This window comes from Neobacillus niacini, assembly GCF_030817695.1.
GTDB classification, from domain to species: Bacteria; Bacillota; Bacilli; order Bacillales; family Cytobacillaceae; genus Neobacillus; species Neobacillus niacini_F.
This window is the reverse complement of sequence record NZ_JAUSZQ010000002.1, coordinates 1339909-1355607: the sequence shown is the minus strand read 5'-3', so window position 1 is coordinate 1355607 and position 15699 is coordinate 1339909. Positions and strand designations below refer to the sequence as shown.

At 37.0% G+C, this 15699-nt stretch carries 14 protein-coding genes and 1 pseudogene; 5 read left to right on the top strand and 10 right to left on the bottom strand.

Annotated elements, in window-relative coordinates; translation table 11 throughout:
• Positions 1–25: 25 nt before the first annotated feature.
• Positions 26–688, bottom strand: coding sequence for an FMN-dependent NADH-azoreductase (locus QFZ28_RS06880; RefSeq protein ID WP_307193962.1), 663 nt, complete (start codon positions 686–688; stop codon positions 26–28).
• A gap of 240 nt (positions 689–928) precedes the next feature.
• On the opposite strand from QFZ28_RS06880, the gene QFZ28_RS06875 reads away from it, so the two are divergent.
• Genes QFZ28_RS06875 through QFZ28_RS06855 form a run of 5 tightly spaced genes read left to right on the top strand, consistent with a single transcriptional unit; the run spans position 929 to position 4210 of the window.
• On the top strand, positions 929–1867 hold the full coding sequence (locus QFZ28_RS06875; RefSeq protein ID WP_307193961.1) for a helix-turn-helix transcriptional regulator: 939 nt from the start codon (positions 929–931) through the stop codon (positions 1865–1867).
• Complete coding sequence (locus QFZ28_RS06870) at positions 1861–2184, top strand: substrate-binding domain-containing protein (RefSeq protein ID WP_307193960.1); 324 nt, start codon at positions 1861–1863, stop codon at positions 2182–2184. The genes QFZ28_RS06875 and QFZ28_RS06870 overlap by 7 nt, the downstream gene beginning before the upstream one ends.
• Positions 2185–2206: 22 nt before the next feature.
• Positions 2207–2716 (top strand): substrate-binding domain-containing protein, encoded by a 510-nt coding sequence (locus QFZ28_RS06865; protein WP_307193959.1) that lies wholly within the window; start codon positions 2207–2209, stop codon positions 2714–2716.
• Between the two features lie 25 nt (positions 2717–2741).
• Complete coding sequence (locus QFZ28_RS06860) at positions 2742–3440, top strand: ABC transporter permease (protein ID WP_307193958.1); 699 nt, start codon at positions 2742–2744, stop codon at positions 3438–3440.
• Positions 3437–4210 (top strand): ABC transporter ATP-binding protein, encoded by a 774-nt coding sequence (locus tag QFZ28_RS06855; protein WP_307193957.1) that lies wholly within the window; start codon positions 3437–3439, stop codon positions 4208–4210. The genes QFZ28_RS06860 and QFZ28_RS06855 overlap by 4 nt, the downstream gene beginning before the upstream one ends.
• 43 nt (positions 4211–4253) lie before the next feature.
• Here the strand turns inward: QFZ28_RS06855 and QFZ28_RS06850 are convergent, their stop codons facing one another.
• The 9 genes and pseudogenes from QFZ28_RS06850 to QFZ28_RS06810 form a co-directional block, all read right to left on the bottom strand.
• Positions 4254–5630 carry a HAMP domain-containing sensor histidine kinase gene (locus QFZ28_RS06850; protein WP_307193956.1) on the bottom strand — a complete coding sequence of 459 codons (1377 nt, stop codon included), beginning with the start codon at positions 5628–5630 and terminating at the stop codon, positions 4254–4256.
• Complete coding sequence (locus QFZ28_RS06845) at positions 5608–6318, bottom strand: response regulator transcription factor (protein ID WP_307193955.1); 711 nt, start codon at positions 6316–6318, stop codon at positions 5608–5610. The genes QFZ28_RS06850 and QFZ28_RS06845 overlap by 23 nt, the downstream gene beginning before the upstream one ends.
• 345 nt (positions 6319–6663) lie before the next feature.
• Positions 6664–6789: pseudogene (locus QFZ28_RS06840) on the bottom strand (hypothetical protein); the annotation flags it as partial.
• 28 nt (positions 6790–6817) lie between these two features.
• Entirely contained in the window at positions 6818–8362 is a 1545-nt protein-coding gene (locus QFZ28_RS06835) for a response regulator (protein ID WP_307193954.1), read from the bottom strand.
• 13 nt (positions 8363–8375) lie between these two features.
• A complete protein-coding gene (locus QFZ28_RS06830) occupies positions 8376–10124 on the bottom strand; it encodes a cache domain-containing sensor histidine kinase (protein ID WP_307193953.1) in 1749 nt (582 codons plus the stop codon).
• A gap of 199 nt (positions 10125–10323) precedes the next feature.
• Positions 10324–11211: a carbohydrate ABC transporter permease gene (locus QFZ28_RS06825; protein ID WP_307193952.1), complete on the bottom strand. Its 888-nt coding sequence runs from the start codon at positions 11209–11211 to the stop codon at positions 10324–10326.
• 20 nt (positions 11212–11231) lie between these two features.
• The gene (locus QFZ28_RS06820; protein ID WP_307193951.1) at positions 11232–12125 is read right to left on the bottom strand and encodes a carbohydrate ABC transporter permease; all 894 of its coding nucleotides are present in this window, start codon (positions 12123–12125) and stop codon (positions 11232–11234) included.
• 100 nt (positions 12126–12225) lie between these two features.
• Positions 12226–13569, bottom strand: coding sequence for an ABC transporter substrate-binding protein (locus tag QFZ28_RS06815; protein ID WP_307193950.1), 1344 nt, complete (start codon positions 13567–13569; stop codon positions 12226–12228).
• 696 nt (positions 13570–14265) lie between these two features.
• On the bottom strand, positions 14266–15609 hold the full coding sequence (locus QFZ28_RS06810; protein ID WP_307193949.1) for a NosD domain-containing protein: 1344 nt from the start codon (positions 15607–15609) through the stop codon (positions 14266–14268).
• Positions 15610–15699: the final 90 nt, after the last annotated feature.

The following is a 15699-nucleotide window of genomic DNA, read 5'->3' as shown; positions in this document are numbered from 1 at the left end:
TGTCAGAGTCGCATTTTTTATTATATTAAACAGTTACTTTATCTTTTGCCATTTCTCTTGCAGCTTCGATGACTTGTTCTTTTGCCTTTGCCATAATTTCTGGTACTTGCTTTGGAAAATGATCCATACCTTCAGCGAAAACAGTTGGCATTACTTCCATTCCTAAGAATCCGAGTACTTTTGTTAAGAAACGATCGCCAAATTCAAATTCAGTCATTGGTCCAGTTGAGTAAATACCGCCTCGCGTTTGGATATGAAGTGCTTTACGGTTCGTAAGCAGCCCTTTTGCTCCTTCATGCGTATTAACAAATGTTTTGTTCACGATAAATAAATTATCAAGGAAAGCTTTTAAAATAGCTGGAGATCCAAAATTCCAAATAGGTGTAACAAACACATAATAGTCTGCTGTAATAAAACGGTCAGCAAGTGCATGCATTGCAGTGATTTGTTTTTGCTCGCCCTCTGTCAGCTCTTCCAAAGTCTTGCCCATAAAGGATAATTTAGCACGTGCATATAACAAATCCATATCAATTTGTGGGATATCCATATCGTATAAATGCATATGTTCAATTTCTACTTCAGGCCTTTGTTGTTTAAACTCTTCTAAAAAAGCCTCACCTAGCTGCATACCTTTAGAAAGCTTTATATCATTTTTTGGGTTAACAGTAATATATAGAAGTTTTGCCATCTGATCCCCATCCCTTTTAAATAAAATTTCATCTATCCATATAGTACAATAAACTTCTTTGTTCACCGATGAACAATCAGTGAAGTTTATGAAAAAAGTGTGAACATATTCAATTCCAAGTGAACAAAACGTGTCAAAGCTAAATAAAACTCAACAAAACTAAACGAAACTTAACAAAAGTCACGTGAATCATAGTATATTTATATTAAATTAATTTTCGGATAGAGAGGTGGCATACGGATGGATGGAAAGGCTTACACACCTGATGAGGTGGCTCAACTATTCCAAATCTCTAAACATACAGTTTATGAATTGATTAAACGTGGGGAGCTACAGGCATTTAAGGTTGGCAATAAAATGAGAATTGAACATACAGAGATTGAGAGATATAAAGATAGTACAAAAGCCCCTGCGAAAAAAGCACAGGTTGAGCAGTTCGATACAAATACTTCATTACCAATTCGACTATCCGGAAGTCATGACTTTCTAGTAGAGCATTTTGTTAAACAAACTTCAAAAGATTTACAGCTGCAAATCCAGCCAACTTACATAGGAAGCCTTGAAGGATTGATGATGCTTTACCGTGGTCAATCGGACATCGCTGCAATTCACCTCTTAGACCCCGCATCACAAGAATACAATTTACCTTTTATTCATCAGCTCTTTGTATACGAGTCTATTTCTGTTGTTCGATTTGTATCAAGAGAGCAAGGCTTTATAGTAGCAAAGGGAAATCCAAAAGGAATCAATAGCTTTAACGACCTGGCAGGTAAAAATGTTCAGTTTGTTAATCGTCAAAAAGGAGCTGGGACTCGATTTCTTTTTGATTCCATGCTGTCAAAGAACGGGATTGACCCAGCAGATGTAAATGGTTATTCAACTGAAGAATGGAACCATTTGTCGACAGCTTCTTATATAAGCAGGGGAATAGCAGATGTGGCCTTTGGAATTCAATCTGCTGCAAGCCATTTAGGACTTGATTTCATACCGGTGGCGAAAGAACAGTTCGACCTTGTGTTTCGTTTTACAAATGAAAACAAGCAGAAACTTACTGATTTAATCCATTATCTTCAGTCGCCTGGATTTAAAAGTAGCTTAACCGATTTAGAAGGATATGATATTCGAGATTTAGGTACTGTAATCTATCAAACTAGTAAACAGGAGGAAACAAGATGTTAAAATATCGTTATCTTGCTACACTATTTGTTTTTACCCTCCTTTTTCTAGCAGCTTGTGGTAATACCAACACTGACCAAGCCGACGCAACAGAGAAAAAGGCAGAACCTGCTGAATTAATCTTAGCCACTACTACTAGTACACAGGACAGCGGCTTATTAGATGTATTACTGCCAATCTTTGAAGAAGAAAACAATGTAAAAGTAAAAACCATTGCAGTTGGTACAGGACAAGCATTAGAAATGGGCGTTAAAGGTGAAGCAGATGTCCTTTTAGCTCATGCTCCTAAATCAGAGGAGGAGCTCGGTCACAAGCGGTGATGCGGTTAATCGCAAACGCGTAATGTACAATGATTTTATTTTAGTCGGACCACAAGATAATCCAGCAAGTGTAAGCGGGGACGATATTAACGCAGCTTTCAAAACGATTTCTGAAGTAAAAGCTAATTTTGTTACCCGTGGCGATGACTCTGGTACACATAAAAAAGAACTGGGAATTTGGGCGGCTGCCGGTATTCAGCCGACAGGAGATACCTATATTTCAACTGGTCAAGGAATGGGTGCTTCTTTACAAATCGCCAATGAAAAAAATGGGTATATATTAACGGACCGTGCTACTTGGTTAGCGCAAGAGAAAAACTTAACTAACCTCGAAATCGTTGTTGAAGGCGGTAAAGATTTAAAGAATATCTACCATGTCATGCAGGTTAATCCAGAGAAGCATGACATGGTAAACAGCTTGGATGCAGAAAAGTTTGTAGAGTTTATGGTCAGCAGTGAGACACAAGATGTAATCGAAAGTTTTGGTAAAGAAGATTACGGACAATCATTATTCTTTAAATACAGAGAATAGGAAAAATGGGAAGGGTGCAGGCGGTATGGATCTAATTTTTGATGGCTTCAGGAAAGCGATAGAGATGATTCTTACAGGCGATCGAGAAATTCTCGAAATCACTTGGCTGACTCTAAAAGTCTGTTTTATGTCCATCCTCATTAGTTCCCTTATTGGTTTGCCTCTTGGGATGTTACTTGGTTTAACCAGATTTAAAGGCAGAAAAATAATCCTTACAATTATCAATATCGGGATGGGTTTACCCCCTGTAGTTGCCGGGTTATGGATTTCCATGCTTTTATGGCGCTCTGGTCCTCTTGGTCATTTACACTTGCTGTATTCCCCAACAGCCATCGTTATGGCACAAGTGCTAGTCTCATTACCAATCGTCACAGGTTTAACGAGCTCCGCCTTTCAACAAATCAATGAAAAAATGCTTTTACAAATAAAAGCGTTGGGTGCAACAAAGATACAAACCATCATGATTCTTTTAAAACAAACCAAAATCGCCATTGTCGCTGCGATTATGGCAGGCTTTGGCCGTGTAATCGCAGAGGTTGGTGCTGCGATGATGGTTGGCGGAAATATTCAGGGAGATACGCGGATTTTAACCACTTCGATTGTCATGGAAGTTTCAAAAGGTGATTTCGATGTAGCCCTTGCGATTTCCTTTATTTTATTGACTGTTGCATTATTGATAACGGCAGCCTTAACACTCCTGCAGCAAAGGAAGCGAGTATCATGAAACCATTGATTGAGCTTAAAAACATTACTTATCGAGCCCATGATAAAAACATTCTCTCCATCCCCCATTTCCAGATTCCAGAGGGTGAATTACTAGGAATCATGGGGCCAAATGGTGCTGGGAAAAGTACATTGCTAAAAGTAATGGCTTTGCTTGACAGCCCTGCTAGTGGTGAAATTCTCTATCGTGGGCAAGCCGTACCAAATGGAACTCCCTCCCTTGACCTGCGAAGAAAATTTTCAGTGGCCCTGCAGCAATCACTACTTTTAGAAGGCACGGTTTATCAAAATATTGCGATTGGCTTAAAGCTAAGAAAAGTACCCAAATCAGTAATTAAAGAGAAGGTTAATTTATGGATGGAGCAGTTCCAAATCAGCCATCTAGCGAAAAAAAATGCCCATTTCCTGTCAGGTGGCGAGGCACAGCGTGTAAACCTTGCAAGAGCCATGATTGTCGAACCAGAAATTCTTTTTCTAGATGAACCCTTTTCCGCATTGGATTTTCCAACAAAAATTAAGTTAATGGATGACTTTAAAGGAATTATTAAAGACTCGGCAACCACAACCGTTTTCGTCAGTCATGACTTGATGGAAATCAATTATCTAACGAATACCCTTGCTATTATCGTGAATGGTGAAGTGAAGCAATATGGACCTACTCAAAGGGTCTTAGAACATCCCAATTTGGCCACTTCCCCCTTTCTTAATGAATGGAAGAAATTTTACCCAATGAGCTTCAGACATGAAAAGCCGCTATCCCTAACGAGATAGCGGCCGTTTTGTCTAGCTTTTGCGCCCGGGGCTGAAGCTTTTCTTAATCGTCTTCTTCAGGAAACCATAAAATTATGCTTGTACCCTTATTGATTCGGCTTTTTACCTTAATCATTCCTTTATGAGCCTCCATTAAGGCTTTCACAATCGATAATCCAATTCCCGCTCCGCCTGTTTTTCGATCGCGTGATTTATCACCACGGTAAAAGCGTTCGAATATATGTGGTATATCATCCTCTGCCATACCGGAACCTTCATCCTCTATTTTAAAACCAACATATCCTTCTTTTTCAGTTAATATTGATATGGTTACATTCTTTCCTTCTGGCGTATACTTTAGGGCATTGTTTAGAACATTCGAGAGAATTTGCATTAAGCGGTCCTTGTCGGCTGGAAAAATGAGTTCCTGATCAGGCTCTTCAATATGAAGGAATACACCTTTTTGCTTAAACAATGGTACAAACATCTCCCATAATGCAGCTAAAACACTGCCTGCCTCTATCTCTACTTTTTCCAATTTTATTTGTGGATTTTCGGCAGCAAGCAGCTTTTCAAGCTCATTCACTAGCCTTACTAACCGCATCAGCTCCTCATGACTGGATTGTAATCGCGCTGGTGTTGGCTCCCATATTCCATCCTGATATGCTTCAATTTGACTTCGTAACGTAGCAAGTGGTGTGCGGAGTTCATGGGCTAAATCTCCCGTAAATTGTTTCCTTAACATTTCTCCCTTTTCCAATGATTCTGCTAGGTTATTAAAGGATATCGCGAGCTGCTTAACCTCCGTAGGTAATCCAGTCAGCGGAATTCGGATAGAAAGATTATGCTGCTGGAGCTCATTTGCTGCAAAGGAAACTTTATTTAATCCTGAGGTTATTTTTTTAGAGAATAACATACTAAATAGAATTGATAACAGTATTGTTAAACAAACGGCTGCATAAATGTATAACTGAATCGTTTGTAAAAAATTATACTCGTCATCGATTAAGCCAATTGGGTATATGGCAACAAGTTTACCGATCACTTTATTGTCTGCTCTCAGCGTATAGGAAGTAGAATGCCACTCCTCATCATTAGGTTCGGGTTCAGTTAATCCCAAGCTGTTCAAATATCCCACAATATTAGAGGTCCCCATTTGCAATTGACCGCGGTTATCATACAAATCGAAATAAAGCTGATCGGTCATCGCATGCTCATGGAGGAAACCAAAAACCGGATCCCTGGTAAAATGTCCATTTTTCTGATAACCCTTTTCAATTTCTGTTATGATTCTATCAATCTTCTTTTCTCGGTTACGATCAAGATAATTCTTAAAGCTTTCTTCAAATCCCCACTGCATAAAAAAACTGACAAAGAGGATCCCAATCATGGAGCTGAGTAATAAATAAAAGAGAATCCTAGACCGCAGTGTTTGAGACATCTAGTAACCCTCCAAATTTATACCCCATCCCAAACACTGTCAGGATAAACGTTGGCTGTCTAGAATCTAATTCAATTTTCTTACGGAGATTTTTGATATGCGTATCGACACTGCGCTCGTAGCCTTCGTAATACATGCCTTCATCCTGAATTTTTTCTAGTAAATCCATCCGGCTGTACACTCTCCCCGGATTTAATGCCATATTCGTAAGCAGCTTATATTCAATTGGTGTAAGAATAACATCCTGCCCTTTAACTGTTACTTCTTTTTTACTAAGGTCAATTGCTAGTTGTTTGTTATTGAATTCAATTCGTTCCACTTTCTCTGTTTTCTTCACTCTTCTTAAAATAGCTTGTACCCGTACAACCACTTCCCGCGGACTAAATGGCTTGGTTAAATAATCATCTGCACCCATGACAATCCCGTTAATACGGTCATCTTCCGCAGATTTTGCTGTCAACATAAGAATTGGAACATCCGATTCCTTTCTTACTAACCGGCATACCTCTTCGCCAGAAATATCCGGAAGCATTAAATCTAATATAATCAAATCTGGATTGATCGTTTTCGCTTTTTTCAAGGCATCAATTCCGTTATCTGCACAATGAATTTCATAACCTTCTCTCTCGAGATAGGCTTCGAGGACTTCTATTATTCTTTTTTCATCATCAACGAGCAGTATTTTCATCGTTTTCACTCCCCTTAACTATAATATATCATGTTGGGGAATCGCTTTTTTCATCTTCACAAATTCATCACAAGTTCTTCATAACATCTACAATATTTCTCGATAAGATGTACCTGTAGCAATGAGAGAGGAATTAAACTCTCTTAGGTTATTTGATATTAACCTCTTGCTCTCCCAATTTAATCTCTCTTTTTTTACATATGGGTTCCCTCCGTTGGGGAATCCTTATTTTTTTGCACAAAAAGATCCTTATCATAAATTGACAAGGACCTTCTTTGTTTAGTTGTCAGTCTTTTTAATGGTATCTGTTGGTGCTTCAATGCTTCGTTTTACATTTCCTTTTCCTGCTTTGTTTGCTGCTGCCTCCTGCTCAACGGAGTATCTGTCCGCGTCCGCTTTTTTCTTTACTTCTGAATCATATTGACGTTCACGGCGCAGAATTTCTTTTTCTTCAAGTTCAATTTGCTTTTGGCTCCCCAAAAATACACTCGTCCAACACTTACTTTAGTATGTGCTGTGAACGATAGAGACCTGGGGTTGTTCCGATATTTTTCTTGAATACTTGATTAAAGTATTTTTGATTTTCGTAGCCTACCTGTTTGCAAATCTCGGATACCTTTAAATTTGTGGTTCTTAACAGTTTTTTTGCATTATTTAATCTGACCTTTGTAATATATTCAAAGATGGTGTTACCAACTGCCTTAGAAAACAAGCTGCAAAGGTAGGCAGGGTTCTTATGGAACAGCTTGCCTAAATCATCTAAAACGATTGGTTCTTTATAATTAGCATGAATGAAACTTTTTAAATCGATGATTAATTTTTCATTATAAGACACGTGGTTTTCATTTAAAAAAGCAGTTGATTGCTCAATAAATTGTTCAAGCCAACCTCTGATTTCTTCCAAAGACTGTAGTTGATTTAATTCTTGGTAAATTAAATATTGTTCGCCGCCGCTTTTATTTACTTCATATTCACTTTCAATATATTCTAAGAAATGATTAACGATTTTAAAACAGACGTATTTTGATTTTTCTGGAGGCAGGCTGCTCTTTTGGCAATCGCGAAAAACTTTGTCCATGAAAAGATTCATTCCGCTAAGAAGGTCCGGGGCATTTTCATTAAAAAATGTATCAATTTTCTCAATAATACGATTTCCAAAGGAATGATTGAACGTTTCTAATTCTTTATAATAGGTTATTAAATGGTTTGAAAAAATACCACTTTTCAACGCTTCTTTTGCTTCACTATAGGCTTTCTTTATGTCCGAAATAGTTTCATAGATATTGCTTATTCCAACCATCGGACTTATTTTTATATCATGAAGGATCATTGACACAAGATTCTGAACCAAGTCCTTCTCAATCTCTGAACCAGCGTTTGAAAACATGATGACGATTTCACTATCAATCGTATAGATAAAGCTATCTATCTTCCTGTTTTCCAATAGGCTTTTTACACCCTCTAAGGAAGCATGAATTTTTTCAGTGGCATTTGAATCTTCCCAGGCAAACCCCTTCAATCCGATGTTTAAAAAAGAAAAACTATGTAGCTTTTGGTCCTTTTCCGGCGCATCAAATCTTTGGCCTAAAATGTAATCAAGAACACGCTTTTCTTCAAAAGCCATATGATATTCATTAATCCGCTCAGTTGCTTGTTTTGCATTTTTAAACTTTTCTATTTTTAAAATGGCATTTTTAATAGAATGAATAATTTCTTCTACTTCAATAGGTTTAACTAGGTAGTCGATTGCCTCGAGTTGAATAGCCCTTTTGGCGTAATCAAACTTTGTATACCCACTTATAATGATAAAAACAGTATCTAGATTAAGAGCCTTTGTTTCTTGAATTAAATCCAATCCATTTAATTTAGGCATTCTTATATCTACTAACACAATATCAGGCTTCTTATTCATAATTTCTGTAAGTGCTTCTTCTCCGTCTGAAGCAGATCCTACAATTTCTATCTGATGCTCCTGCCAGTTAGCTGCTGATTTTAAGCCTTCAATTACAATTTTTTCATCATCAACAATTAAAAGCTTATACATAATAGAAAACTCCTTAAAGATTGTCATGGATGATTTCGTCATTCTTTAGGCCAACCTTGAGATAAACCGTAGTTCCCTTTCCTAATTCACTCTCAATCTTTAATCCATATTCTTTTCCATAATAAAGCTTCAATCGTTCATTAATATTTTTTAAAGCATAACCCTTTTTGTTAATATCTACGACATTCATGTCAAATCCTTTTCCGGTATCATGAATAATGAAAAGTAAACCTTCCTCGACCTTTGTGCCTTCAATCATGATGGTTCCGTTTTCCTGATGTTCTAACCCATGGTAAACAGAGTTTTCTACAATAGGCTGTAACAGCAATTTAATGATATTTTCTTCCATGATTTCAGGTTCAATCGTAATTGTGTAGTGGATTTTATGGTCAAAACGAATATTTTGAATATCCAGATAACTTTTTACTTGATCCATTTCATTCTTTACGGAGGTAATATGATTGCCATCATTTAGGGTAAGCTTAAAGATTTTTGACAAGTTAATCGCAATTTTTGCTATTTGTTTCTCCTTTACTTTCTCTGCCATCCAAAAAATAGTGTTCAACGTATTATATAAAAAATGCGGATTAATGTGGCTTTGCAAGGCTAAAAGCTCTGCTTCCTTTTCCTTGATCTGTGATTTATATAACCTTTTTGTTAAATCATTATTCCAATTATAAAGATGAACAATCCGGTTCCCAATCACTCCAAGTTCATCCTCATTATTAAAATGAATACCGAGCACAGTCTCTCTTTTTTCCATTTTTTCCGTAACCATTCTCAGCAAACTTAACTGGTTTGTAATTCTCCTTGTTATAAATAAGGCAATAATTAAGGAGATGATTAACGCGATCACTAATAAAGAAATCGTTACCAATCGAAGTTGATTGACCTCACGAACAATATTTTCATAGGGGATAATACTGACGACATCCCAATTTGTTGTCTTATTTGTATGATAATTAATAATATATTGCGTTCCATTCATTACTTTTTTAAACGTTCCGCTTTTCTCACGACCTTGAATGATTTTAGCTACCTGAGAGGAAGAGAAACGATTGCTGCTAGAAAACAGGATTTTATCCACATCCAATATTAAAATATCGCCTGGAGGGTTACTATTTTTAAACATATTTTCAAAATAAGATCGGTCAAGATCGATCAGGACAAACCCATTTTGTTCCTTCGTTCCAAGATCTCGAATATTTCTTCCATAAAGTAAGGATTGGTTACTATCTTTCACAAGTTCTAAATTACTGCCATTTAACCATTCACCCTGCCACTGGCTATGGAGTAAACGCGGATAAATATTTGACTTTTTTACCGCTTGATAGATGTCACTTTTCAAATTTCGTTCTCCGCGGTTTACTTTCAAAAAGCCGTGATTTTCATTCCCAACGTAGATGGCATTGATATAGGGGCTATTTACCACTGTAATATTATTCAAGTTTTCTAGAGATGACGTTTCTAATCTGTATAACTTTGCATCTGTTTTTTTATAGGTTAAATAAGACTGTATTTCATTTGAAAGAAAGATGTTATTCGATAAATTCTCAACATTGCTTGCAAAAGCATTAATATTCCAATCGACAATAGTTAAAAAGTTATCAATCGTGGTAGAAACTTTATTTTCTATTACTTTACTAAAATAAATGAAAGTAAAAGGACCAATAACAAGTAAAGGAATTAGTGCTGAAAACAATGCTAATAAGATAATTTTACGCTTGATTGGAGAGTCGATAAGTCTCATTATTTTAGCCATTATGTTTCTCCAGTTTTAAGAATTTTGTCCATGGTCGTGCTTACTCTGGAAAAGTGGTTGCACCCGAGTTTCTTCTATCAATCTGCAATTCCTCTTTTTCACCATTATATCCTATCACCGTTTCTTTTTTAGCTGATTTCAACATTTATGCCAAATTCCCTTTGCTTTTTCAAACTAAAATTCCACAATCATTTAGTCGTTATTCTTTCACTGCTCCTAAAGTCATGCCGCTTACAATATAACGCTGTACGAAAAAGGAAAATATCATAACAGGCAGACTAAATGAGATGGCCGCGGCAGTCATTGGCCCTAAATCAAGATTATAAGCAGTTAAAAATTCTGAAATTCCTACTGTCGCCGTTTTGGCATTGGTACTGGTCATGAGTAACGAGAACAAGAAATCGTTCCAAGCTAACATAAAAGTAAAGATAGCAGTCGTTGCCAGTCCAGGAAGTGACACTGGAAGAATAATTCTGATAAAGGCCCCGATCCAGCTGCATCCATCCACCCTTGCCGCTTCATCAAATTCCTTTGGAACCGAGTCAAAAAAACCTATCATTAACCAAATGGCAAATGGGACATTTAAGCTGGTATACACCAAGATTAAGGCAAAATGGGTATCAATCAATCCCATACTTTTTACAATCATATACATCGGAATCGCAATACTAATCATTGGTACCATTCTGATCACTAACGTAAATAACAAAAAGTAACTTCCTGTTATGGAAGAAAACCTAGAAATCCCATATGCAGCCATGGCACCAAAGAATACACTTAAAATGGTGCTGGCACCGGCGGTTATTAAGCTATTAAAGAAATATTTTCCTATAGGCAAATAATCGAACATTTTAACATAATTTTCCATTGAAAATTTCGAGGGCCATAAAGTCGGTGGTACCGTAACTGCCTCAGCAGATGGTTTCAATGATGTTAATAGTAGATAGATATATGGGCCTAAGAATAATAAAGCCAGCAAGCATGTGACTACCAATACAATCAGCGTCCATATTTTATGTTTAACATGAAAATTTGCAAACTTTACTGGTTTTTCAAGTATCGTTTCTTTTATTGGCATGTTGGTCATTATCTATTTCACCTCTCCTATCATGATGAATGTCTCCTCCTAGGTGACCACATCTTTGTAATGAAGAAAGAACTTAAGACTAATAATATGATGATAAAGATGACTGCCATGGCACTTGACTCTCCAACTTCTCCATATCGGGTCAATGTTTTATACATATAGGTACTTAACAATTCGGAAGAAAAGCCTGGCCCCCCTTGTGTAAGCACCCAAACAATATCGAATGTTCTAGCAGCATCAATAATGCGAATTAATAAGGCTACTGTTGCTACTGGGATAAGAGAAGGAAAAGTAATATATCGGAACTTATGCCATTTATTGGCCCCATCCATTTCAGCAGATTCATATAAACTAATGGGGATTCCTTTTATACCTGCTAATAGAACGAGCATAATGAAAGGCGTTGTTAACCAGATGTCTGCGATAATCGTCGAATAGAGTGCAAAACGGGAGTCTGATAACCAGAGTATTTGATGCGGGTCAGAAAGTATGCCTAGTTTATAAAGTCCCCAGTTGAAAATGCCGAATTGATCATTAAGCATAAATTTCCATATAATACCTGTTACTAAAGGTGCCAGCATTAGTGGACTTAACAATAGGGTCCGAATAAATTGACTTCCTTTAAACGCATTACTTAGAAGTAAAGCAAGTATAAGCCCAATAAAAAACTCTAAACCCACCGCTACTCCTATATAAACAACTGTGTTCCAAAGCGCTTTTAAAAAACGTTCGGAAGTTAATGAGTTTGTATAGTTTGCAAAACCAACAAATTCTCGTAAAGAAGGATTAATTATATCAATCTTATAAAAACTGTCTCTGATTAAAAGCAAGATTGGGAAGACCAGAAATACGAGCATAAAAATCGCCGCAGGAAAGAAAAAGATTGTCGTTAATGCCCCATTTTTCAGTTTCATGAAAACATCTCCTTTCTATCAAAATGGCAATCTTATATTTATTAGAACCTCTTCATGGATAACAAGTAGCATAAAGAGGTTCTATTAAAAATGTTTAAGATTATTGTGGCGGCAATAAATCTTTGATTACATCCGCTGCCCAATCAAGTGCCTCTTGAGGTGTTTTTTCTCCTGAAAGTGCATATTGCACGGCTGGAATAAGTGCTTCACTTTCAATTTCCTGCCATTCATTAATTGCAGGACGATTTTGTGTTTGAGGTCCACTTAATGTCGTCATCAGTGGTTTCAAATGTTCATAGCCTTGCTGCGTGCTATAGCTTTCAAAAACAGATTTTCTTGCTGCTACACCCAAGGACTTCATAAATAGTTCATTCTTTGCATAAATGAAGTTGAGGTACTCTTTGGCAATTTCCTGCTTTTTGGAAGAACTAGGGATAACCTGATACCATGGCCCTGGTACAGCACCTATTCCTGCTTCGCCGCCGATCATTGGTGCACTACCTACTTTTCCTGCTACCTTTGATTGTTTAGGATCATTCGAAGGGACATAGAAGTGACCCCAAGCGAGCATCATAGCAGATTTTCCATTCCAAAATAGCTCAGAAGTTTCAGCAGATGCCATTTCAAGTGCACCTGATGGAACTGATTGATCTTTCTTCAAAAGGTCAACTAAAAATTGTAAAGAATCAACATACGGTTTCGTATTTACAAGGATTTTGCCATTGTCACCAACTACCAATGGTTTCGCACCTGCTTGGGCTGCATGATCAAGCCAGCTAGCTACCGCATCCCCATTGTTGGCACCAAATACCGTGGTTCCGTAAATATCCACTTTTCCATCATTATCATTATCTTTAGTAAAGAACTTGGCAACATCACTATATTCATCCCATGTTGTTGGAGGATGTAAGTCATATCCATACTTTGCTTTGAAATCGGCTTTATTTTTTTCATCTTCGAAAAGATCTTTACGGTAAATTAAATTTTTTGCATTCGTCCATACAGGCATTCCATAAACCTGATTCTTATAACTTCCGCCTTCAACTAATCCTGGGAATAAATCATTTTTAAGGTCATCTGTCATGAGATCCTCTAACGGTAAAAGTCCGCCAGCAAGCGCAGGAGACCAAAGGATATCGATGGTTGCAACATCAAATGCTCCTGCCTGTGAAGCTACCTCAGCTTTAAGTTTGTCATAGACTCCGGTATATGGAACTGATTCAATTTTAACTTCGTATCCTGTTTCCTGTTTAAATTCCGCTGCTGTTTCCTTTGCAACCTTAAAGGCAGGGCTTCCCCCTTCAACAAGAACCGTAATGGTTTTATCACCACCTTTTGTTTCTGAACTTCCTGTTTTTTCTTCCGAACAAGCAGATAATAAGGAAGATAATACTATAAATAATGAAACAATCGATAGGATTCCTTTTTTCTTCACCTTAACCATCCTCCTTGATTCTTGAATAAAAATTATCTATCCCACAAACCATGTTCAGGCCATCTTCCTAGAAGACGATCTTTTACTGGAGGAAGCTCTGGCAGTGGTTTATGAGGCTCAAGCACGTTTTTAACTTGTATTCTTAATAAATGGTAATCCCCCTAATGGGCTATTTGGGTGCCAAACATTCATTGATCATTCTCCTTCATTTTTTCTATTTTTTAAAAAAATGTTAACGGTTACATTTTGAAGTAAACACGCTTAAACTTTTATTTCTTATTGCCCCCTCTTACGTTTTTGTAAATCTTCTTTACACTTTTATTGTAATTCCAAATCTATTTTTAAAGTATTCTAACTTTTTTAGAAAAGGTTATATATATTTAGAACTTTTTCAAGAGCCCCAGGTTCCCATATCATCTTCTAAAAATTGAAGGGTTTTATAATCCTAGAAGACCTCATTCTGCCATTGTCATGCTTTCTCCAAACTTAAAAGAAGACATTTTCTGGCAGTCTTCCTAAAGAAACATTCCTTTTTTCTGTCTACTTTATTGGCATTTATCCAAATATGGGAAACACTATAAAAAGAGGCACTTCCATCGCTAGGAAGCACCCCAAAAATTAAATGACAAACGAAATTCAAGTGTCTGACTTGCAATTGAAACTTTGGAACAAAAACTACCACAAAAACATAGTTGAATATATTAGTTATGCTCCTGGCGTTGGAGTGGCTCTGAATGCATTTACAGTCTTGTCCATAACAACCTGTGCATCACTTCCCGAATCAAGAATCGTATTTTGAAGCGATTCTTTTTCTACCAATACTGTTGTTACGGTAAGCGGCTCTGATGCTTCGGTAGTCAACAAAGCGTCTACTTGCGCAGAGAAACAAGAATCACTTATCTTGGCATGAACCTCCATGGCAACAACATGATTATTAGAAATATAATTTCCATTACCCGAAACAATACGTATGATTACAGGTGTTGTACCTACCGGCTTGATGTTCTGAGTATTAATTACTTCAGAAAAGTGATTAGCAATTACAGAATTATTATTGCCACTGATATAGAGGAGACCATACAAATCATCTAAACCATTGTCTATTCCCACAAAAGGAGTCCAAGGTTCATGGTCACGTAAAAAGTGATTTGAAGAGACCAAGTTTTCCGAACAATTTTCCCTGAATACCACCATTCCTGGATAAAATGAATGAAGTCTATTATTTGTGATACTGGAACGTGTCACACCATCAAAATAGATACTGCTCGCACCTCGTGGAAAAACATTATTCGCTGTAATCAAAAGTCCACCAAAATTTTGAGCGTAAATAGAATATCCTTTAAAACCGGCTCCTATCAAGTTATCGGTTATTTTTGAAGCCTGTCCCCAACCTCGTAGTTCTATACAGTTACCACATTCAGCTATGAAATTATCATGTATAGTCAGTGCATCTGCATGATAAATAGTAATTCCATGCTCTAAATACACAAACCCCATGCCTGTAATCCGAAATGAGTCACAAGCACTTGCAACATAAATACCTGTTTTCCCGTTAATGTATGTGTTTTCCGGATTTGTTACTCCTGAACCATCTTCAATAAAATGCAAACCATCAATACAAAAGTCAGAAAACTCTACCGAACTTATTCGGGGATTTCCACTTCGTTCAACATAAAATGCAGCTCCTTTATATTCCTCGTCATTTACTTCTAGGGGAATATCTACGAGTATGCGACTTCCTCCCGGCCACAATTCATGCAAATCCGCCCATTCATTCTCAGAAGTATTAAAACGAATACTCGAAGATGTAAACCCGTGTCCAGAACCCATAATTTTAAGATAACTGATGTCTATAACTACTTGACTGCCAAGATGATAATCTCCCGGTGGAATATAGATAACCGCACCCGGCTTTCCGCCTTTATTCACATCAGTGTCCGTTTGCCTACTTTTAATATCTGCTATAATGCTATTGATTACCTCACCAATATCCTCATACGGATCACCGACAGGCCACTCTGTTACGTCGTAATAATTTTTACTAGCCATAAATAAATTCTCCTATCAATTTAGTGTGTTTGTTCATAAACTACTTTTTCCTTGATATAGCTGGAAGTAAAGCAATTATCATAGCCTTTT